The following is a 19,581-nucleotide window of genomic DNA, read 5'->3' as shown; positions in this document are numbered from 1 at the left end:
ATCCTTTTATGCGTCTCATTAATAGCGTCTTGTAGTCTCATAGTAAAATAGCCCATCTACTTATTAGATGGGCTATTTTATTACTTTTATTGAGTTTTTGCCTTAACTGACTGGCATTACCCACAAGAGTCGCTTTTTTATGGTTTGTTAAGAGAGAAGAAATTATGTTAACTTCACAGATCATTAATGTAACGAGGGAAGTAAGATAAAATAAAACCACCTCATTAGGTCTGCAAGTATGGAAACGCGATTTTACCGTACTTGGCTTAACACCAAGACTGGTATTTGATTATGAGACCACCTCTAGTAACTTTGCTTATTATGATGATCGTGATGAAAAATCAGCGACGGTACTACTAACCAAAACTTTTTAATAATATATAAAACGTTGATACTAAAAGACCTCGCTACGATTAGCGAGGTCTTTTCATTAATAGAACCGTAAACAATAATGGTTTATTTATCTAAGTTCATTTCCATCTCTTTATACTTCGCAGATACTGACGGTCTTGGACCACCAGTCATGATACTGACAGCAAAGATAGCGATGGTACTTAAGATAAAGCCTGGAACGATAGCGTACAACCAACTGTTTAGTGCGACGCCATTCATCTCGAACGGGCCATAGACCCACAGGATAACGGTCAATGCACCAATCACCATACCGGCGACAGCGCCATTGCGGTTCATACCGCGCCATGTCAGACTGAAAATAACCAAAGGCCCGAATGCGGCACCAAATCCTGCCCAAGCATTAGAAACTAAGTTCAGTACCGAGCTTTCTGGATTAGACGCCAGCAAAATAGCGACAAGGGCCACCACAATAACTGAGATACGGCCGACCAATACTTGACGCGCTTCTGGGGCATCTCTATCGAAGAAAAGCTTATATACGTCTTTGGTCAATGAGCTTGATACCACGAGTAGTTGTGATGATATGGTACTCATAATTGCGGCTAAAATGGCCGCTAATAAGAAACCTGAAACAAGTGGGTGGAACAAAAATTGCGTGAATACCAAAAAGATGGTTTCAGGGTCATCTAGCGTCATTGCCGTTTTTTGTACGTAGGCGCGGCCCGCGATACCCGTAACACAAGCACCGATCAGGCTGATAATCATCCAGCTCATACCAATATTACGCGCCGTTGGTACATCTTTCACTGAGCGAATCGCCATAAAGCGTACGATAATATGCGGCTGACCAAAATAACCAAGGCCCCAAGCGAGTAAGGAGATAATACCTAAAGCTGTCATGCCACTTGTGATATCGAGCATGCTTGGATCGATGGCTCTGATAGCATTGGTCGTTGCGCTTACGCCACCAAGGTCAGTCAAAGCAACGATAGGGACAATTACCATAGCAAAGAGCATGATAATACCTTGCACAAAGTCGGTCATTGATACAGCTAGGAAACCACCAAATAGCGTATAAGCGACGACGACGCCAGCGGTCACCCACAGACCTGTACTGTAAGAGAGATTGAGCGAGCTTTCAAAGAGCTTACCGCCACCGACCAAACTTGCGGCGGTATAGACGGTAAAGAATAAGATAATTACCACGGCTGAAATGACGCGCAGTAAATGCGATTTGTCCTCAAAGCGGTTGGCAAAGTAATCGGGTAGAGTGATGGCGTTGTCAGCGACTTCGGTATAAACGCGAAGACGCGGTGCCACGATAATGTAGTTTAAAAAAGCACCCAAGGTCAAACCGATGGCAATCCAAGCACTGACCACACCGTCAGCATACATGGCACCTGGCAGGCCAAGGAGCAACCAACCTGACATATCCGATGCGCCTGCTGATAAAGCGGTCACGGCGGGACCTAGGCTACGACCACCGAGCATATAGCCTTCAGTATCATTGGCTTGCTTAAAATAAGCATACACGCCAATCCCAATCATCACTAAGAAATAGGCGCCAAGTGATATCAGCACACCACTAGAAACTCCGTTCATATAAACTGTCCTTAACCAACATAGTTGGCTGTCATTATTTTTAATGAGAAAAATTGAGTCTTATAAGACGCTGCTTAAAAAACCCTATCTCAACGTATCTCAAGATAAAAAATCTAAAGACGAAAAAAGCCATTAAGTAGGACATAATGGCTTTTATTCAAAATCTGCTGTTAGTTTTATATGATTGGTGTGGTTGTGGGTTGATACCTACAAAGTCGTAATGAAATGCAAACGGCAAACTTGTATCGCAATCTTATCTTCTCACTCGCATCAAATCATCGTTTATAAATATCAGCCGCTTATATAACCAATCATTTAAAACCATCAAACCTACTGCTTACTATCATATATTACTAGAAGTCTTCAATATATGATTATCAGTGAGGTTAAGGTAAAATTATGTTATCTAAACAATGTCAGACGTATTATAACGTATGAGTCACACAAATGCGAACGCGCCTATTTATCGAATAAATATCTTTTTATCGAATAAATATCTTGATTAGCGAATAATTTAAAATCGCTTGCCAATGATTGAATAGATGGTTTAGTCAATCGGAGCAAGCAAATCTAGTAAAGCCGTTACGCTACTAGATTGGGTGAGTTTTGGATTAATGACCACGCCCAAATAGCGCTGCAATTCGATATTATCGGCCATATCGATACGTTCTAAATCTTGACTGATCATGGTTTGCGGCAGTACCGACCAGCCAAGTCCCACAGATACCAACATCCGAATAGATTCTAATGGGTTGGTGCTCATAGTGGCATAAGGTTTTAGATTGTGTTTGGCAAATTCCGCTAAGGTGATTTGGCTAGTAAAGGTATTGGCAGACGGTAAGATAGCAGGGTAGCGCGCCAATTGCTCGAGCGTCACATTGGACTTGGTCGCCAAAGGTGATAACGTACCGGTCATAAAGTAAAGCGGATCTGACCACAAGGTATGATAGGTTAAGCGTTTATCATAGACGGGTGGCAAGGTTAAAAATGCGAGTGACAAATCGCCATCGAGCACCGCTTTATGAGCGGTTTCTGAATCGACAAAATGCACTTCTAGCTGCACGGCAGGATAAGCTTGGATAAAATGCTTGAGTACTGGGGCTAAGTGGTGCAAGCCAATATGGTGGCTGGTGCCGATAACAAGTTTGCCCGAGACAATATGCTGCGAGTGCTGGAGATTGATTTTAAAGTTTTCATAATCTTCAAGCCAGCGTTTGGCATGAGGCAACATCTCACTGGCCGCTTGCGTTGGAACAATACCGCGCCCGACTGTATCAAATAGGGTGATGTTAAATTCGTCTTCTAAGTTTTTAATACGTTTACTGACCGCAGGCTGAGTGATAAACAGCTTTTCTGCGGCACCTGAAATGCTGCCTGTTTGCATAACCGTGACGAATGTCGTCAAATTTGTGGTATTCACACCGATGTCCTTAGCTAGTAGCGAGCTATAATTAAAAGTTGGCTGGCCTAATCAAAATGAATTAGAAATAAAAGTTTGTGACTATGTAAAAATCATCAATTATTATTATAGGATTAGCCTGCTATAATCACAAGACATCAAGACGTATTGTGACATATTTATTCTGTTAAGCGCATTTTTGACAGCGTATTGCTTGTTTTACCAAGCTTGTAGCACTATAAATAGTCATTATTATAAAATATTTGCCTTTATAAAATCTCTGGTTAATTAAATATTAGATGTAAACAGCAACTTAAAGTGCGCCAGCAAATAGATTAAGTCATACCTTCATTAGTAAAGTAATAAGCCATTTAGTCATTAGTAAATAAAAGGATAGCAACATGGCCGGTCAAACGTTATATGACAAACTTTGGAATGCTCACGAAGTCAGCAAGCGTGACGATGGTTCGAGCCTGATTTATATCGACCGCCATTTGCTGCACGAAGTGACAAGTCCGCAAGCCTTTGAAGGTTTAGAGCTTGCCAACCGAGAGCCATGGCGTCTGTCGGCTAATATCGCAAGCCCCGACCACAACGTGCCAACAGTGACCAAAGAGCGCTTAGAGGGTGTGTCTGGTATTAAAGACAAAGTATCGCGTCTGCAAGTGCTGACCTTGGATGAGAACTGTAGCAAGTTTGATATTGCTGAATTCACCATTAATGATGCGCGTCAAGGTATTTTGCACGTGGTCGGTCCTGAGCAAGGTTTGGTCTTGCCTGGTATGACGGTGGTTTGTGGTGATTCGCATACCGCTACTCATGGCGCCCTTGGCTGCTTAGCGCATGGTATTGGCACCTCAGAAGTTGAGCATGTACTAGCCACCCAGTGTTTGATTCAAAAGAAATCAAAAAACATGCAAATCCGAGTCACCGGTAAGCTTGGCGCTGGCGTGACCTCAAAAGATGTGGTACTTGCTATCATTGCCAAAATTGGCACGGCTGGCGGCACAGGGTACGCCATTGAGTTTGCAGGGCAAGTATTTGAAGACATGAGCATGGAAGGTCGTATGACCGTCTGTAACATGGCAATTGAAGCGGGTGCACGCGTCGGCATGGTGGCGGTCGATGATACGACGATTGACTATGTCAAAGGTCGTCCTTATGCGCCAACCGAGGAGCAGTGGGAGCAAGCCGAAGCTTATTGGCGCACCCTGTATTCAGATAATGATGCGGTATTTGATAGCGTGATTGAGTTGGATGGTAGTGAGATAGCGCCGCAGGTTTCTTGGGGCACTTCACCTGAGATGGTTGTGGATATTACCCAGTCGGTGCCAACGCCTGACCAAGCGGCTGATGAAGCGCAAGAAGAAGGCTGGTTACGCGCTTATACTTATATGGGTTTAGACGCTGGGCAAAAAATTACTGATATTCAGCTTGATCGTATTTTTATTGGTTCATGTACCAACTCACGTATCGAAGATTTACGGGATGCCGCAGCAGTGATTAAAGGCCGTAAGGTTGCTGATAATATTAAAGAAGCGATCGTGGTAGCAGGTTCTGGGCAAGTGAAATTGCAGGCAGAAGCAGAAGGTTTGGATGCCTTATTTACAGATGCAGGTTTTGAATGGCGCGAGCCAGGCTGCTCTATGTGTTTGGCGATGAATGCCGATAAGCTAGAGCCCGGGGAGCATTGTGCCTCAACCTCTAACCGTAACTTTGAGGGTCGTCAGGGCAATGGCGGTCGTACGCATTTGGTCAGCCCAGCGATGGCAGCAGCAGCAGCATTGGCAGGTCATTTCGTCGATGTGCGTACATTTTAACTTTGCATTTCTATAGAGCATAAAAATGAAAATGCTGTTTGTTTTATTTTGCTTATTGGGTAGCTCTCAGCTAGCGATGGCTCGTGATTACTGTAACGGAAGATTTGCCTATTGTGTCGATGTGCCAAATCAATTGACATGGTTGCCTGAGGCAGATAATGGTGATGGTCGTCATTTTAAGTTACCCAACTCTAATGCCACTATTTTGGTCTTTGGGAGTAATACACCAATTGTCTTCTTTTATACAGATAGTGATTATCTAAAAGAGAAGCAGCATAGATATAAAACAGGCACGACAGTTACTTACGAGCTGTTAAAAGATAAAACCTATACAGTAAGCGGCTATAGAAAAGACGGTCAAGTTTTTTATCATGTTATTAAAGTTAAGGGTGGTCAGGAAGCAGTATTACATCTGAACTATCCTGAAAGCGAAAAAACTAAAATGACAAGTATTGTTAAACAAATGGCACGCTCTTTTAAGATTCATTAGACCGTCAAAAAAATTTACGTTAGTAATCGATATTTTAAGGAAATCTTATGCAAGCTTATAACACCCAAACGGGTATCGTTTGTCCGCTCGATCGCGCAAACGTCGATACCGACCAAATTATCGTCAAACAATTTTTAAAATCCATTAAACGTACCGGTTTTGGCGTCAATTTATTTGACGACTGGCGTTATCTTGACGAAGGCTATCCGGGTCAAGACAGTAGCACTCGTGTGATTAATCCAGATTTCGTCCTAAATCAGCCGCGTTATCAAGGCGCTACCATTTTGCTGGCACGCAGAAACTTTGGCTGTGGCTCGAGCCGTGAGCATGCGCCTTGGGCACTTTCAGAATATGGCTTTCGTACGATTATTGCACCAAGCTTTGCCGATATTTTTTATAATAACTGCTTTAAAAACGGCATGCTCCCAATCGTTTTAGACGAAGCCATCGTCGATACTTTGATGAAAGCGACGCTTGCCAATGAAGGCTATGAATTAACCGCCGATCTTGAGCGCCAAGTGGTCATCACCCCAACCGGAGAAGAGTACGCTTTTGAGGTCGATGAGTTTCGTAAGCATTGTTTGCTCAATGGTCTTGACGATATCGGGCTGACTTTGCAGCAAAGCGAAGCCATCAAAGAATATGAGCATAAGATGATGCAAAAAACACCTTGGATATTCAATGAGGTCAGAGCTTAGTCTTTGATAAAAACGCTTCATATGAACATTTTAATCGACATAAAAAAGAGCTCAGCGCTAATACAGCGTTGAGTTATGGGCATTAAGTGGCTAAAATGAATGGCAATCTATTTTTTACCTTATTGTATTTTCTTCCTTATAAATAGTAGACGCCATTATGAATAAAACACGTTTTGCTGTATGGACAGGCACGGCTCTTGCCGCAAGCTTATTATTATCTGGCTGTCAATTGTTGACGGGTTATCAGCAGATAGACTCGGCAGAGAATGCCAAAGCGTGGACAGGCAAAATAAAACCCATCGCTGGCGAAGTAAATATCGCCTGCGTGGGAACGTATCATTGTGAAATAGCGCGCATTGATCAGACACGCATTATAAGCAGTGAGACTCATGAGCCGATCAATCCCACTATGCTAGTCAAGACACAAGAGGCAAATGGCAAAAGTCGTGCGGGCAATAAGCAGGTCTCCGCGCCCATTGCGATGGATATGACGCCGCTGAGCCATAAAAACGCCATTAAAATTGTCCCCTTATCAGCGTCTGCTATGCCTGGGCTTACCAATTATTATACGCGAGTCACACCTGCGAAGCGCGAAGTGCAGATTAATTTTTATCCAGAAAATAATTTGGGCTATGTTGAGCGTTTTGCGATGATTCACGACTTCATGGAAGAAGGTACGTATCAGCTGCGTGCTTACCAAAAAAAATCTGGCGCAAATTCAGGTAGCTTGTTAGAAACGGCTTCTCCAGAGCCATTGTGTGTCGATCTTTATCAAGGCAACAGCGTAAAGCGCCGTTTTTGTAAAGAGATGGGGGCTGAGCACCAAGGAGAGTTTGTAGAAACGCGTGTGGTTAAGGCTGCGCCTGCTCAAACGCCATCAGCAGCGAAAAATAAAGTGAAAACCAAAGCAGGCTAGATAAAATTGAATAGAAAACGGTACTAACTATCGACGATAGACCCTGACTTCTTGCGCAGCTCATTGCCCAAGAAGTCGTTTTTTAACAGGCTATATAAGCCTGCTAGCAATACGATAAGTAGCAATACCATAAACAACAACTTACTTCCCCATTTACCCACAAGGATTAGTATGGCAACGATTTTAACATTAGCAGGCGATGGCATCGGCCCTGAAATCATGACTCAAGCCATTGATGTGCTAAATGCTGTCAATGATAAGTTCGCTTTAGGTTTGACCCTAGAATCTGGATTGATCGGCGGTGTGGCGGTTGATGCAACGGGTGAACCGTTACCAGAAGAAACGCTCCAACGGGCGCGTGCAGCGGATGCCGTGTTATTGGGTGCGGTCGGCGGTCCTAAGTGGGATGGTATCGAACGTAGCAAGCGCCCTGAACGTGGTCTGCTGAAAATTCGTAGCGAGCTTGGTTTGTTTGCCAATCTGCGTGTGGCAAAACTTTATCCGCAGCTTGCTAATGCTTCAAGCATCAAGCCTGAAATTATCTCAGGTTTGGACTTGTTAATCGTTCGTGAATTGACTGGCGGTATTTATTTTGGTGAGCCGCGCGGTATTCGTACCCTAGAAAATGGCGAGCAGCAAGGTTATAACACCATGGTTTATAGCACCAGTGAAATTCAGCGTATCGGTAAAGTTGCTTTTGAGTTGGCAAAAACCCGCGCACAAGCAGCCGGTACGCCCGCCAAGGTTTGCTCAATCGATAAAGCCAATGTCTTAGAAGTCACCGAGCTGTGGAAGCAGACGATGATTGAGATGCAGCAAGCCGATTATAGCGATGTAGCGTTATCGCATATGTATGCAGATAATGCTTGTATGCAGCTGATCAAAGACCCTAAGCAGTTTGATGTCATGGTCACGGGCAACATGTTTGGTGATATTTTATCTGATGAAGCAGCCATGCTGACCGGCTCTATCGGCATGCTGCCATCGGCGAGCCTTGATGAGGCAGGTAAAGGTATGTATGAGCCTTGCCATGGTTCAGCGCCTGATATCGCCGGTCAAGATAAAGCCAACCCATTGGCGACTATTTTATCGGTGGCGATGATGTTGCGTTATACCTTTAAACAAGAAACCGCGGCACAAGCAATTGAGCAAGCGGTCAGTGAAGTGCTTGACGATGGCTTACGTACCATTGATATTCTCGATCGTAGTGAGACGGGGCTTAAACAAGTAGGCTGTAAAGAGATGGGGCAGGCGGTTTTGGCAAAATTGACCTAATGAATACCGCTTTAATAGAAGCTGATATTTCTACATCCTACTCGTTTTAAAGCTTAAGAATGATATACCCATAATTTGCTAAGCAAGTTATGGGTTTTTTTATGTCCATATGGCTCATTTATGCACCGTAACAGACTTACCCAGATAGTCGCAAAAAAAGCCTTTTTTTAACATAGCTACCGCAGGATATAGGTTTAATTAACATAAAGCTGTTATATCCTCACACGCCGATCTGTCACTATAAATAGCTCATTAGCCTATTAAAGTAGAGATTGTTTATCTGCACTATTTTTGTCTGACATCATAATAATTTAAAAACCATTAAGCTCTAAATAAAATATTTATAAACAAAGGGTCTTGATAGGCAATTTTTCATTAAATTCTAATAAGAACAATACCAATAAAAATTCTAGGAGTTTTACATGTATCAAGTAACGAAAATTACTAGCGCATTAGCAGCACTGGGTTTATCGGCGGCTTTAGTGATGAGTCCAAGCTTTGCTGCCACTGACCATACTAAAACTGACAATATTAAAGATGTTAGCCCAGTAACCAACGGCGTCAGTCAAAAAGTTACCAGTAATAGTAAAGCAGCGACGTCGTTAAATAAGTACTTACCAACGATTAAATATACAACTGAAAATCTGCCAGTGCAGGCGCAAAAGGTAAATAGTGCTACTTGGAAACAAGGAATGAAGAGAGATCGTGATACTACTACCAAGCTGCAAGCTCTATTAAACTGGAACCAAAATGGCGTAGGCTCTGTCGATGGCTATTGGGGTAAAAATACAGTGAAAGCCATGCAAGCGTTTCAAAAAGCCAATGGCTTGACGGTAACTGATAATTTAAATAACGAGACTTGGCAAGCATTGACTAAAAATGACAAGCTAACGACGCAGCCAGTATTGGTTCGTTATCAGCTGAGCGAAGATGACGTTAATATCAAAACCACCACCATTCCGGCTGGCGCAGAAGCCAAAGCCAAGCTCGATGGCATGTATTATGAAAGCGTGACGGAAGGCTTAGCAGAAAAGTTCCATATGAGCGAAAAATATCTTAAAGCGCTCAATCCTAATGCTAAATTTAGCGCCGGCGAAACCATTACTGTTTATAACCCGGGAAATCCTAATACCAAGCCTGTGAGCCGTGTCGTTGCTGATAAAGCAACCAAAACGTTATATGCTTATGACGATAAAAATAACTTAATTGCCAGTTATCCGACCACGGTAGGTAGTACTGCAACGCCATCACCAACCGGTACGCATACGGTAGAAGTAAAAGTACATGAGCCTAATTACACCTACACGGGAGACGATGGCAGTAAGTCTATCATTCCGCCAGGCCCAAACAATCCGGTCGGTCTGGTATGGATAGGGCTGAGTAAGCCTTCTTATGGTATTCATGGCTCGCCAGATCCTGCGCGTATTAGCCGTCAAGCATCAGCTGGCTGTATCCGCCTGACCAACTGGGATGCTTTAGCTCTGTTAGGTGTGATTCAAGATGGTGCCACGGTCGAGTTTAAATAAGAAGTTGTTATGTATAGAATAATTAGACTTTGAAGCCTACTCCTTAAAATGAAGACAAAAAAATACCGCTACAATAGCGGTATTTTTTATGGTAAAAGCAAAAAACTGATATTAGAACACTAAAATTCGCTAGGTAATAATGAGTAGGTTAGCAATATCATTATTATTATCAGTTAAACCACTCAAGCATTTACATCAATGCAGTTATAACCACTTTAGGTAATAAAAATTTAGTTTTTACCACGGTAAGTAATGCGACCTTTTGATAGGTCGTAAGGCGTCATCTCAACCTTAACTTTATCACCAGTTAAAATGCGGATATAGTGTTTACGCATCTTACCTGAAATGTGCGCAATGATTTCGTGTCCGTTTTCTAGGCGAACTTTAAATAACGTATTTGGAAGGGTGTCGATGACTTCGCCTTCAAATTCAATAATATCGTCTTTTGCCATAATTTTTTATCTATCAATCAATTAAAAATAAGACCATATTATACGCAAGTTAGCGGATTAAAGCAATACAGAACCTGATTTTTACTTGACAGCTTGTAAGTGATATGTATGTCTGTTTGTATTAACGATGTTCGCTCATTATTTAATCAGGCAGGTTAAGCCAAACAGGCGTCAAAGGCGCGTGTGGCAATAACTGTTGAAAGCGTTCAGGATAGTAGGCATTGATAAAATACAGGCCGTCACCAGAAGCGGTCGGCGGAGCAATGCTACGGTCTTTTTTGGCTAAAATATCTAAAAAGGCGGCTGGCGGCAACTCATGTCGGCCGATAGCGTAGAGGGTGCCCATCAGATTGCGCACCATATGATGTAAAAACCCATCCGCTTGAATATCAAAAACGATAAACTGCCCATGCGCAAATAGTCTGGCGTGACTGACATGACGCACAGGCTGATTAGATTGACAAGCGGCTGCACGATAGCTACTAAAATCATGAGTACCGGCAATATCAGCCGCCGCTAATTGCATCGCCGCTAAATCTAGCGGCTCATAAATGTGAGTCACTTGATGATTTAAAATAGCAGGGCGCTGGGCTTGATTAAGAGTGATATAGCGATAACGGCGGGCAATAGCGCCAAAGCGCGCATGAAAGTCAGCGGGCATCGGTTGAATCCAGCGCAGAGCAATATCATCGGGTAATATGCTATTGATGCCGCGTAGCCAGTTATAGGTAGGGCGATAAGCATGAGTGACAAAATGCGCAATCATATTGCTGGCATGGACGCTTGAATCCGTACGCCCCGCTGCCACCACTTCTACTGGCTCATTGGCGACCTTGCTGATAGCGGTTTCTAACGCTTCTTGGACGCCAAGCACTTCTCGTTGTCGTTGCCAACCATGATAATTTGTACCTAAAAACTCGATGGCAATGGCTAAGGTATAAGTTGCTCGGTCTTCAGTTGCGGTTTCAGCTTTAATGTTGTCATTTTTGATATTTTCGGTCTCAGGTATTGTCATGTTAAAGCTTATAGAGTGATAAACAGTGAATAGTTATTTAGCGTTTTTTGATAGTAGTACCGGCCTGATTGACATTATTTAACCAACGCTGACGCCGTCTGGCCGGGGTATCATAACGCACTAATAGCCATAGCAAGCGCGCATAAATTGCGGGAATGGTTAAGCGGCCGCCGGCAATCACGTGATAATCGTATTGCCAACTGCCCGCCGCATAAGTGTCACTAACGCCGCCAAACGGGCATTGACTGGCACATATCAGCATGTGACCTTTTTCATAAGCCAGTTGCAATGTTTCTGCTAAAGCTGGCGAGTAAGGTACATTACCAGAGCCAAAACCTAATAAAATAATGCCACAAGGCGGCTGTGATAATAAGGCACGCAACTGATTGTTTAAAACGTCCGTATCATTTGGCAAACAATATAAAGCGTGAACGCGTGCTTGCTCCGCCCTAGCTTCGATAGTGCTGACCAGTGCTTGCTGATCATCTAGCCAATGCTGGCGGCGGGTATCTGGTAAGTTTTTGATATAACTATTGGCCGGATATGCCGCTCGTGAGTGACCGGTAAACGCCATAAAGTCATGGCTATGAATTTTTTGCACGGTTTGTGCAGGCCATGATTCGCCGCCAAAGCTAATCTTCACGCCTGACTCACCAGCTGCCGCTAGTTTTAATGCGTCAGTGAGGTTGTCCCAAGCGTCGCTATGGGTATCAATCGTATAAGCATCCAGCACTTCACTATCGAGTAAGGGGCGCATGCTACCCGTAACGACAACGCAAATATCGCTGCCAGCAAAAGCCTCAGCCAAAAAAGCCCCTAAATAACTCAAGGTATCTGTACCAGTAATTAAAACAAAGCGTTTATGGCCTTGTGCATAAGCCGATAATAACAGCCGATAAAAATGAATAAAATCGTGAGGGGTCAGTTGGCTGCTGTCCTTAATCAGACCGTTATTTAACCAAGATACGGGCGCTAGGTGCGTAGCTGCACTGTGTTCAGCCAATAATTGTTGCAGCGTTGGCAAAAAAATATCTGCTGATAATGGCGCTAATGGACGTCCATAACTGCCAAAAGTGCCGCCAGCATAAATGAGTTTAGTAGGTGTGAAGAGTGTTTTTGTCATAGCGGAAGAGGGCATAGTATGGCCACAATCAAGGAATGGTAGAGAAAGTAATGATAATACGAGTAATTTAGCACGTTAAATAGTAGAAAAGCTAACTGCAAAAAAAATCAGCAAGTATTCTTATGCTCATAGAATACTTGCTGATAGAAGAAAATGCTACTTTTTATGCCGTGCGATCTAGTAGTGCTTGCGCTTGGCTCTGCTGCTCGCTATTACCTTGGTTAATGACCTCAGTCAGTAAACGTTTGGCGCTATCATATTCACCCAGTTGTACATACTGACTGGCTAAGTCTAAGGTAACTTGATTGCTATCTAAGGTTTTAACAAAATCAAAGTCCGCAGCAAAACGTGATGAAAAGTCCTCTGTGGCTTCAACTTCAGTATCAGCAGTAAATTCACTTGGAACATTGTTTTCAATTTCGCTTGCAACGTCAACAGGCGTCGTCGCTGTTGGAGCGCTTGCTAAAGAGTCGAAGTCAAAATCATCATCGATTAAAGTATTGTCATCGAACCTGTCAGTAGTTGGCGCGTTACTAGAAGCTATTGTCTCATTTGTTTGATTGTCTGTCGTATCCACATCTTCGAAACTAATCTCGTCGATGCCATTGCTTTCCAAAACACGGTTATTCTCTGATGGGTGGTCTTCAAGAACAAAGTTGTCAAATTCATCAAAATCATTCAAGCTATCATCAATAACAGCAGAATTTTCATCTGATGATGATTGTACTTCAACTGGTGTGTCGTTATTATCATCTAAAATATCAAGAGATAAAGCAAAATCATCTTCTAATGAGCTGACGTCTGTCATAGACTCATTATTAAGATTCACATTAGCTTCGCTTGTATCAAGCTCTAAGTCTGCTAAGTCTAAGACAAAATCTTCATCATTTAATGTTATTTCATCATCAGCGTTGTTTAAATCATTTTTAGACAAAGAAGTATTAGTTTCCGACGCAGTATTATCCTGTTCTGCTAAGTCGAAGTCAAAATCCAGCTCACTATCGCTATTGTTGTCATTTGCGCCGCTGACCGTCGATGTTGATAAGCTTTCCTCATCGGCAATATCTAGCTCAATGACAGGTGCGGCACTAGTAGCAGCTGGCTCATCAATATCTTGTTCTAAGTCATCTAAACTGAGGGCAAAATCTTGCGTATTATTATCAAAATCATTAGAAGTTTCTAATGTACTATCTGATCTAGCGGTTAAATCGTTTTTATATTCTTGACGATTAGCTGCTTGTTCGTTAATACTGGGATCAATGGTTGGCTCGTTATTCTCGATTTTGTTCGCTGGTAAATCAAAATCGATACTTTCAAAGCCAGCGTCTTTGATTGTTATCAGCTGGCAACGCACGTTCGGCTGCTTGATTTTGTTCTTCAGTCAGCAATGCTTTTAAGTCATCAGCCTGAGCGATACTTTGGGCATCACCATACATTTTAATAGAATCATAGACTCTGCTAAAGTTATCAGACTCATCTATCGTTGCGTATACTGCTAGTAGTTTAAGAGTTAACTGGCTATCATTTGGTTTTTCAGCGAGACCACGATTGAGAGTTTCAATGGCTTTATCATAGCGCTGTTGCTCCATAAAACGCTGTGCTATCTCAATATGATCAAATCGCTTATCACTATTGACATTAGCTTGAGTAGCGGCACCTTTGATAGCGGTATGTTTTGGTAAAGTCGCTGTTCTGTCTGCTTTTATGCTTGACTGTGCTGGTGGTTTTTGCGCTTTGTTTTTACGCATGACTAAGACTGCTATTAGTACAATACATACCAATCCAGCGATAATATATAGCATATTGTCCATAGTTACTCCTATACCTACGATCATGGTTTCAGCATACGACACTGATCGGCTAGGCAATTATTGATTGCGTAATTTTTCGAGACGAGCTTGTAGCTCCGCCAGTTTTTGGTTTTGTAATTGCAGTTTTTTAGTATAGCTGCCAAGCGTATTGTTGGTCTTTGATAAACGCTGCGCTTGGTCTGCGGTACTTTGTCTTGATGACTTAAGAATATCTAACACATCTGTACTAAGCCCATTGCCCGCTGCCACGCCTTTTTTAGTTTTAGTGCCACCGGCGCTACCCTCATAACCAGGAGCGAGCACGGAAAACTGGGCGGCTGGTAATATCTGCGTTTTTTTGGTTACGGGTTTCTCATTTGCTGCTTTAGGGGCAGGTTTTAGCGCAGCAGATTTTTTGGTAGTAGGTGTATTTGCTTGGCTAGGATACTGCTTTTGAGTACTAATGGCTTCTTGCAACTTCTTCTGTGTTGGCATCACGTCATAATTAGGCAGACTTAACTCGGCATTAGCTTTTAGTTGATCGGCGTTTTTATTAATAAAAGCTTTCGGATTTTGTGCTTGAATCTCACTCATCACGGTTTGAACGTCAAGATTGTTTTTTTCTGCGATTTGCTGGGCAATAACCCATAAGTTATCGTTGCGTTGTACCGTATAGGTAATCTTGGAGTTATTATCATTATTCGCTGCGGTATTTACTAAGCCTAAAAAGCCCGTTTTTATAGAAGGCTCAGTTGTCAGGATATTAGGTTTTGATGCGATTTGGTTTGTGGAAGCATTACTATAAGAAACTTCGCTAGACGGTGCCCTGTTTAAAGGCGCGTTCATAATAGTGTTATTGTCAGCATTGCTTTGAGCAGTTATTCTATTGCTATAAGGCGCTACTGTAGTAGATGCAGTGACCATGACGGCATTATTACTAATATCGTTGTTTTTATTATTCTTAAGCTGTATTTGACGAGTAATTTTTACATTTAGAATATCAAAGATTTGCTCACTCATTGGCGCAGTTTTATTTTTGTCTAAAGCACCAGTTGGGTTTGGCGTAGTGTTTGTCTGCATAGTTGCATTTTTATTTATATGGGCTTTATTTATATCGGTATTATTATTCAAACGATTGACAGGAGAAGTCGTTGCGTTATTTTGTGTCATCGTTCTGACTGGCGATAAACTGGTTGCTGTAGGCGCCTGAATATTACTAACTTGAGATGCCGAGGCTTGGCTGCTCGGTAGTTGAATGCTAGGGGCAGAGGTTTCTATAGCTACTGGCTTTGAAGCCAGCAATTGAGTGGGTGGAGTTTTAGAGACAGGTAATAATGGAAGCGGATTGCCTTTTCTCACTGTTAACGGTTGCGCGCTAGTGGGAGAGACAGTCGGTAGATTAAGTTTATTTGCTGCTGTCACACTATTTTTTGAAGGATTGATGGGCAAACTGCCATCAAGTGGCATAAGCAATGTCTTAGGGATAACGCTACGCTGCCCCCCCCATCATTAATGGCTAAAACCACATCAGCAAAAGGCTTAGAAACAGGTTTTGTAGTCGTGATAAGAACGCGTCCACTGGTAGCTGAAGTAGGCTGAAAACGAACCGTCATTGAATCAGTAGGAGTCAAACCCATTTGTTGATAAAGGGTAGGGTCAGCTAAACTCGCGGAGAAATCAGGGGTTTGAATGTCAGTAACAACAATACTGGCTGATAAAGGTTCATGCTGAGCTGAGGTAATGACAGTCTTACCCATGGTAGCCGCTTGGGCGTTAGATATAAGTGCGGCATAACTGACTGAATAAAGCAGCGCCATTGATACTGAGCGATGTATCGTAGTCAAGCGATGAGATAAATGACAAGACATGTGCAGCCCTTTAAAAATAAGTATCAACTATAGTGAAGATATTCTAAAAACGCTACGGTATTGCTGATATCAATTTTTTGTAGCCTCTGTCTGCGCAGGCACAGCAAGCAAGAAAAATTGATATCAGCAGTGCGTGTTGTATCGATATTGCTTTTCACTCACTCTATGTTGTTATAACAAAATAGCGTTTAGTTTACCAGTTTATTTCACCGTCGTTATAAACAATATATTTATTGTTTGCTTAATGTTTACGCTTGCGCTTTTATTTTTCTATCAAGTAACATGGCGTCGCCGTAGCTAAAAAATCGATATTGGTTATTAATGGCATGTTGGTAAGCTCGTTCAATCGCGGCTTTACCTGCAAATGCAGACACTAACATGAGCAACGTAGACTTTGGCAAATGAAAATTCGTAAGCAGTTTATCTATCACACCAAATCTAAACCCAGGATAAATAAAAATATCAGTATCACCCGCCCAGCTAGAAAGCGCTTGTCCATTGATCGTTGTTTTTTGATAAGCGGTCTCAAGGACGCGGGTCACTGTCGTGCCTATTGCAATCACCTGTTTGCCATTAGCATGGGTTTGGTTGATGAGGTCGGCGGTAACTTGAGGCAGATGAGCGTATTCGCTATGCATGGTGTGATTGAGTAAGTTGTCGGTTTTGACTGGCGCAAACGTACCAGCTCCTACATGCAAGGTAACAAAAGCAGTATGGATACCTTTAGCAGCCAGCTTATTTAGGACGAGTTCATCAAAATGTAAGCTGGCCGTCGGTGCAGCAACGCTGGCAAGTTTGGCTGGGTCATGAAAAACCGTCTGATAACGGGTATTGTCGGTCGCATCGGCGTGGCGCTCAAAGTAGGGCGGAATAGGCAGCTCACCATAACGCTCTAAATCTGGCAAAATCGGCGCTTCAAAAGCTAAGATAAATAAGTTTTCTTGACGACCTATGACCACAGCCTGCATATGACCATCTGCAATTTCTAGCCGTTGCCCAAGCTTAGGTGCTTTACTGGCTTTAACATGACAAAGGGTAATATGCTCTTGGTTAATGCTCTTGCCATCTGTCGTTTCTAGCTGTAAGACTGTGCTATCTAAATTTGAAATGTTAACCAAACGCTCAATCAGCACTTCGATCTTACCGCCCGTATCTTTTTGCCCAAACAAGCGCGCTTTCATGACTTTGGTGTCATTAAAGACAATTAAATCGCCCGCATTTAGCAGATCGGCTAGCTCAAAGAATTGTTTGTCTATAATCTGGCTGTCACTATTTTTTTGCTGATTGGTGGCTAAATATAGTAATTTTGACGCCGAACGCTGCGCTAAAGGATAACGGGCAATTAAGCTGTCAGGCAGTTCATAATCATAATCATCAACACTTAGATATTCTAAAGTTTCAGCATTTTTATCTAGCATCTTATTAGTGTTTTTAACGCTGCTCTTGTCAAGATTTTTTTCAGCAGTATCGGTGCAAGTCGTATCTAAGTTTACAGGTTGAGAATCAGTCATAGTCAGTCTTTCAGTAGATGGAGATTTTGACGTAATTGTAGCAGAAATGCAGATATGAAAGAACGTTTTCCTCAGCTGCTACCGTTCATATTAAAGCTGAAAATAAATTAAATAGCCTAAGCAGTAATTATTAAATACTTAAAATTTATCTTTATCTCTGCAAGTAAAGTGCCATTATTCAAACAGATCTAACTGTGGCAAAATTTGAGTAGCAGGCATCAATGAAGAAAACGTCACCCCGACAAGCCTGATAGGCAGTAAGCGCGGAATATCTAAAAACAGCTTATCAAGCCAGTAATGGGCAGATTCGGCGCTATCAAAAGCGGTAGACAAGGTATGTGAGCGCGTAACTTGGGTAAAGTCAGCGTATTTTATTTTAAGGGTAATGGTATAGGCGATGAGCTGTTTTTTGCGTAACTGATTAAAGGCATCGGTATTTTGCTCATAGATTTGTCTGCGTAGCTCATCATCATGACTCAAATTATCCCTAAAAGTCGTCTCAGAGCCAACCGACTTGTGCATACGCTGCGATTTAACGGGGCGTTCGTCACGGCCATGAGCGATGTCGTGATAAAACTGACCACGCTTGCCAAACTCATTGACCAATAGCGCAGCGGGCGTGCGTCGCAGGTCAGCGCCATTACTGATACCCATCGCATGCAAGCGCCGAGCAGTCGCTTTACCAATGCCATGAAAGCGCTCAATGGGCAACGCGCTAATAAAGGCGTCGGCATCCGCTGGCGTGATAACTGCCGTACCATTAGGTTTGTTAATATCAGAGGCAATCTTGGCGAGCATTTTATTAAACGAAACGCCTGCAGAGGCATTAAGCCCCGTCTGCACTAAAATCTGTGCCCGCAGCCAATTTGCCATTAGCGTGGCTGAGCCTTGATGTACGCTTAATCCTGTCACATCAAGATAGGCTTCATCTAACGATAATGGTTCAACCTGCGGGGTTAAACTATGCATAATGCGGCGAATATCTTGACTGACCGCGCGGTAGACATCAAAACGCGGCTGCACAAATATGACATCTGGGCAACGTTTACGCGCCTCATAACACGACATGGCGGAGCGTACACCAAACTGACGCACCTCATAGCTTGCCGCCGCAACCACGCCGCGACCATTTGGATCCCCACCAACGACTAACGGCTTGCCGCGCAGTTCAGGAAAGTCGCGTTGTTCCACACTGGCATAAAAAGCATCCATATCGATATGAATAATTTTACGAGGGGTAGGTTGAATAAGAGCGGTCATAACCACTATTTTACCTGATTTTATTATGAGTTTTAGCCTCTATTGCTAATAGAAATTATAAAAGACTGAGCTTGATTTTGGGCTCATTATTTTACTTATCCTTGAATAAAGCGCATCTTGTAGAAAAGTATAAATTTATACCGCTCGTCCTTAAATACCTACCGTCTGTCGGGAATATTGCTTTTTTATGTTACAGTTCTGCTACTAAAGTTATACACTAGAGTTTCTAGAAGAAATCGGAAGTTGTTGACTAATTTAACGACCTACGCTGTATTTTTTTAATAAAATAACCCCACTCTCAACTTAGAAAGTGATTGAAAAAAGAAGAGCACCTCACTAATCTATTGTTTTCGACCAAGAATACAATGGAGTTGTGAGATGCCCATAGACGAATTTATCATCAATATCTATTTAATGGTAGAGCAATATTACAAAATAGTCGTCACCAAACCCTTGCGAAGTGCAGGTTACGCGCCAAAGCT

17 protein-coding genes and 2 pseudogenes are annotated in these 19,581 nt (G+C 42.6%); 8 read left to right on the top strand and 11 right to left on the bottom strand.

Annotated features, from left to right (window positions below; translation table 11 throughout):
- Positions 1–221 precede the first annotated feature (221 nt).
- Positions 222–374, top strand: a pseudogene (locus A7325_RS13520) (surface lipoprotein assembly modifier); the annotation flags it as partial.
- An 82-nt stretch (positions 375–456) separates the two neighbouring features.
- Here the strand turns inward: A7325_RS13520 and putP are convergent.
- Both putP and A7325_RS09810 read right to left on the bottom strand, forming a co-directional pair.
- On the bottom strand, positions 457–1,956 hold the full coding sequence (putP, locus tag A7325_RS09815) for a sodium/proline symporter PutP (protein WP_068407662.1): 1,500 nt from the start codon (positions 1,954–1,956) through the stop codon (positions 457–459).
- A gap of 547 nt (positions 1,957–2,503) precedes the next feature.
- Positions 2,504–3,376: a LysR family transcriptional regulator gene (locus A7325_RS09810; RefSeq protein ID WP_068407658.1), complete on the bottom strand. Its 873-nt coding sequence runs from the start codon at positions 3,374–3,376 to the stop codon at positions 2,504–2,506.
- Between the two features lie 380 nt (positions 3,377–3,756).
- On the opposite strand from A7325_RS09810, the gene leuC reads away from it, so the two are divergent.
- From leuC to A7325_RS09780, 6 genes are all read left to right on the top strand, one after another.
- Positions 3,757–5,175 carry a 3-isopropylmalate dehydratase large subunit gene (leuC, locus tag A7325_RS09805; protein ID WP_068407655.1) on the top strand — a complete coding sequence of 473 codons (1,419 nt, stop codon included), beginning with the start codon at positions 3,757–3,759 and terminating at the stop codon, positions 5,173–5,175.
- Between the two features lie 25 nt (positions 5,176–5,200).
- Complete coding sequence (locus tag A7325_RS09800; protein WP_068407652.1) at positions 5,201–5,665, top strand: hypothetical protein; 465 nt, start codon at positions 5,201–5,203, stop codon at positions 5,663–5,665.
- Between the two features lie 47 nt (positions 5,666–5,712).
- Entirely contained in the window at positions 5,713–6,363 is a 651-nt protein-coding gene (leuD, locus tag A7325_RS09795) for a 3-isopropylmalate dehydratase small subunit (RefSeq protein WP_068407649.1), read from the top strand.
- Between the two features lie 157 nt (positions 6,364–6,520).
- The gene (locus A7325_RS09790; RefSeq protein ID WP_068407647.1) at positions 6,521–7,279 is read left to right on the top strand and encodes a hypothetical protein; all 759 of its coding nucleotides are present in this window, start codon (positions 6,521–6,523) and stop codon (positions 7,277–7,279) included.
- Positions 7,280–7,450: 171 nt separating this feature from the next.
- Positions 7,451–8,554, top strand: coding sequence for a 3-isopropylmalate dehydrogenase (gene leuB / locus A7325_RS09785; RefSeq protein ID WP_068407644.1), 1,104 nt, complete (start codon positions 7,451–7,453; stop codon positions 8,552–8,554).
- A 422-nt stretch (positions 8,555–8,976) separates the two neighbouring features.
- Positions 8,977–10,080 (top strand): L,D-transpeptidase family protein, encoded by a 1,104-nt coding sequence (locus A7325_RS09780; RefSeq protein WP_068407641.1) that lies wholly within the window; start codon positions 8,977–8,979, stop codon positions 10,078–10,080.
- Positions 10,081–10,310: 230 nt separating this feature from the next.
- Here the strand turns inward: A7325_RS09780 and infA are convergent, their stop codons facing one another.
- The 9 genes from infA to dinB form a co-directional block, all read right to left on the bottom strand.
- Entirely contained in the window at positions 10,311–10,532 is a 222-nt protein-coding gene (infA, locus tag A7325_RS09775) for a translation initiation factor IF-1 (protein ID WP_021814850.1), read from the bottom strand.
- Between the two features lie 142 nt (positions 10,533–10,674).
- Entirely contained in the window at positions 10,675–11,547 is an 873-nt protein-coding gene (gene truA, locus A7325_RS09770; RefSeq protein ID WP_227514993.1) for a tRNA pseudouridine(38-40) synthase TruA, read from the bottom strand.
- A gap of 37 nt (positions 11,548–11,584) precedes the next feature.
- A complete protein-coding gene (locus A7325_RS09765) occupies positions 11,585–12,670 on the bottom strand; it encodes an asparaginase (protein ID WP_068407638.1) in 1,086 nt (361 codons plus the stop codon).
- A 163-nt stretch (positions 12,671–12,833) separates the two neighbouring features.
- Entirely contained in the window at positions 12,834–14,024 is a 1,191-nt protein-coding gene (locus A7325_RS09760; RefSeq protein ID WP_227514992.1) for a FimV/HubP family polar landmark protein, read from the bottom strand.
- Positions 13,984–14,481: a hypothetical protein gene (locus tag A7325_RS14050; RefSeq protein ID WP_227514991.1), complete on the bottom strand. Its 498-nt coding sequence runs from the start codon at positions 14,479–14,481 to the stop codon at positions 13,984–13,986. Before A7325_RS14050 ends, A7325_RS09760 begins: the two co-directional genes overlap by 41 nt.
- 57 nt (positions 14,482–14,538) lie before the next feature.
- A complete protein-coding gene (locus tag A7325_RS09755; RefSeq protein ID WP_227514990.1) occupies positions 14,539–15,927 on the bottom strand; it encodes a FimV family protein in 1,389 nt (462 codons plus the stop codon).
- Positions 15,879–16,328, bottom strand: a complete 450-nt coding sequence (locus tag A7325_RS14045; RefSeq protein WP_227514989.1) for a FimV family protein — start codon at positions 16,326–16,328, stop codon at positions 15,879–15,881. Before A7325_RS14045 ends, A7325_RS09755 begins: the two co-directional genes overlap by 49 nt.
- A 248-nt stretch (positions 16,329–16,576) precedes the next feature.
- A complete protein-coding gene (queA, locus tag A7325_RS09750) occupies positions 16,577–17,839 on the bottom strand; it encodes a tRNA preQ1(34) S-adenosylmethionine ribosyltransferase-isomerase QueA (RefSeq protein WP_197488898.1) in 1,263 nt (420 codons plus the stop codon).
- Positions 17,840–18,013: 174 nt separating this feature from the next.
- Complete coding sequence (dinB, locus tag A7325_RS09745; RefSeq protein WP_068407635.1) at positions 18,014–19,099, bottom strand: DNA polymerase IV; 1,086 nt, start codon at positions 19,097–19,099, stop codon at positions 18,014–18,016.
- Positions 19,100–19,477: 378 nt separating this feature from the next.
- Between dinB and A7325_RS13775 the strand changes: the two are divergent.
- Positions 19,478–19,581, top strand: a pseudogene (locus A7325_RS13775) (IS982 family transposase); the annotation flags it as partial.

Origin of the sequence: Psychrobacter sp. SHUES1, assembly GCF_001652315.1 — a bacterium.
Lineage (GTDB): Bacteria > Pseudomonadota > Gammaproteobacteria > Pseudomonadales > Moraxellaceae > Psychrobacter > Psychrobacter faecalis.
Note: the sequence above shows the minus strand (reverse complement) of the source record. Positions and strands in the feature narration are given on the sequence as shown.

Excerpts from the sequence above, each read along its gene's own strand:
- putP (WP_068407662.1), bottom strand. The coding sequence starts at position 1,956 with ATGAACGGAGTTTCTAGTGGTGTGCTGATATCACTTGGCGCCTATTTC.
- leuC (WP_068407655.1), top strand. The coding sequence starts at position 3,757 with ATGGCCGGTCAAACGTTATATGACAAACTTTGGAATGCTCACGAAGTC.
- A7325_RS09800 (WP_068407652.1), top strand. The coding sequence starts at position 5,201 with ATGAAAATGCTGTTTGTTTTATTTTGCTTATTGGGTAGCTCTCAGCTA.
- leuD (WP_068407649.1), top strand. The coding sequence starts at position 5,713 with ATGCAAGCTTATAACACCCAAACGGGTATCGTTTGTCCGCTCGATCGC.
- A7325_RS09790 (WP_068407647.1), top strand. The coding sequence starts at position 6,521 with ATGAATAAAACACGTTTTGCTGTATGGACAGGCACGGCTCTTGCCGCA.
- leuB (WP_068407644.1), top strand. The coding sequence starts at position 7,451 with ATGGCAACGATTTTAACATTAGCAGGCGATGGCATCGGCCCTGAAATC.
- A7325_RS09780 (WP_068407641.1), top strand. The coding sequence starts at position 8,977 with ATGTATCAAGTAACGAAAATTACTAGCGCATTAGCAGCACTGGGTTTA.
- infA (WP_021814850.1), bottom strand. The coding sequence starts at position 10,532 with ATGGCAAAAGACGATATTATTGAATTTGAAGGCGAAGTCATCGACACC.
- truA (WP_227514993.1), bottom strand. The coding sequence starts at position 11,547 with ATGACAATACCTGAGACCGAAAATATCAAAAATGACAACATTAAAGCT.
- A7325_RS09765 (WP_068407638.1), bottom strand. The coding sequence starts at position 12,670 with ATGACAAAAACACTCTTCACACCTACTAAACTCATTTATGCTGGCGGC.
- A7325_RS14050 (WP_227514991.1), bottom strand. The coding sequence starts at position 14,481 with ATGGACAATATGCTATATATTATCGCTGGATTGGTATGTATTGTACTA.
- A7325_RS09755 (WP_227514990.1), bottom strand. The coding sequence starts at position 15,927 with ATGCCACTTGATGGCAGTTTGCCCATCAATCCTTCAAAAAATAGTGTG.
- A7325_RS14045 (WP_227514989.1), bottom strand. The coding sequence starts at position 16,328 with ATGTCTTGTCATTTATCTCATCGCTTGACTACGATACATCGCTCAGTA.
- queA (WP_197488898.1), bottom strand. The coding sequence starts at position 17,839 with ATGACTGATTCTCAACCTGTAAACTTAGATACGACTTGCACCGATACT.
- dinB (WP_068407635.1), bottom strand. The coding sequence starts at position 19,099 with ATGACCGCTCTTATTCAACCTACCCCTCGTAAAATTATTCATATCGAT.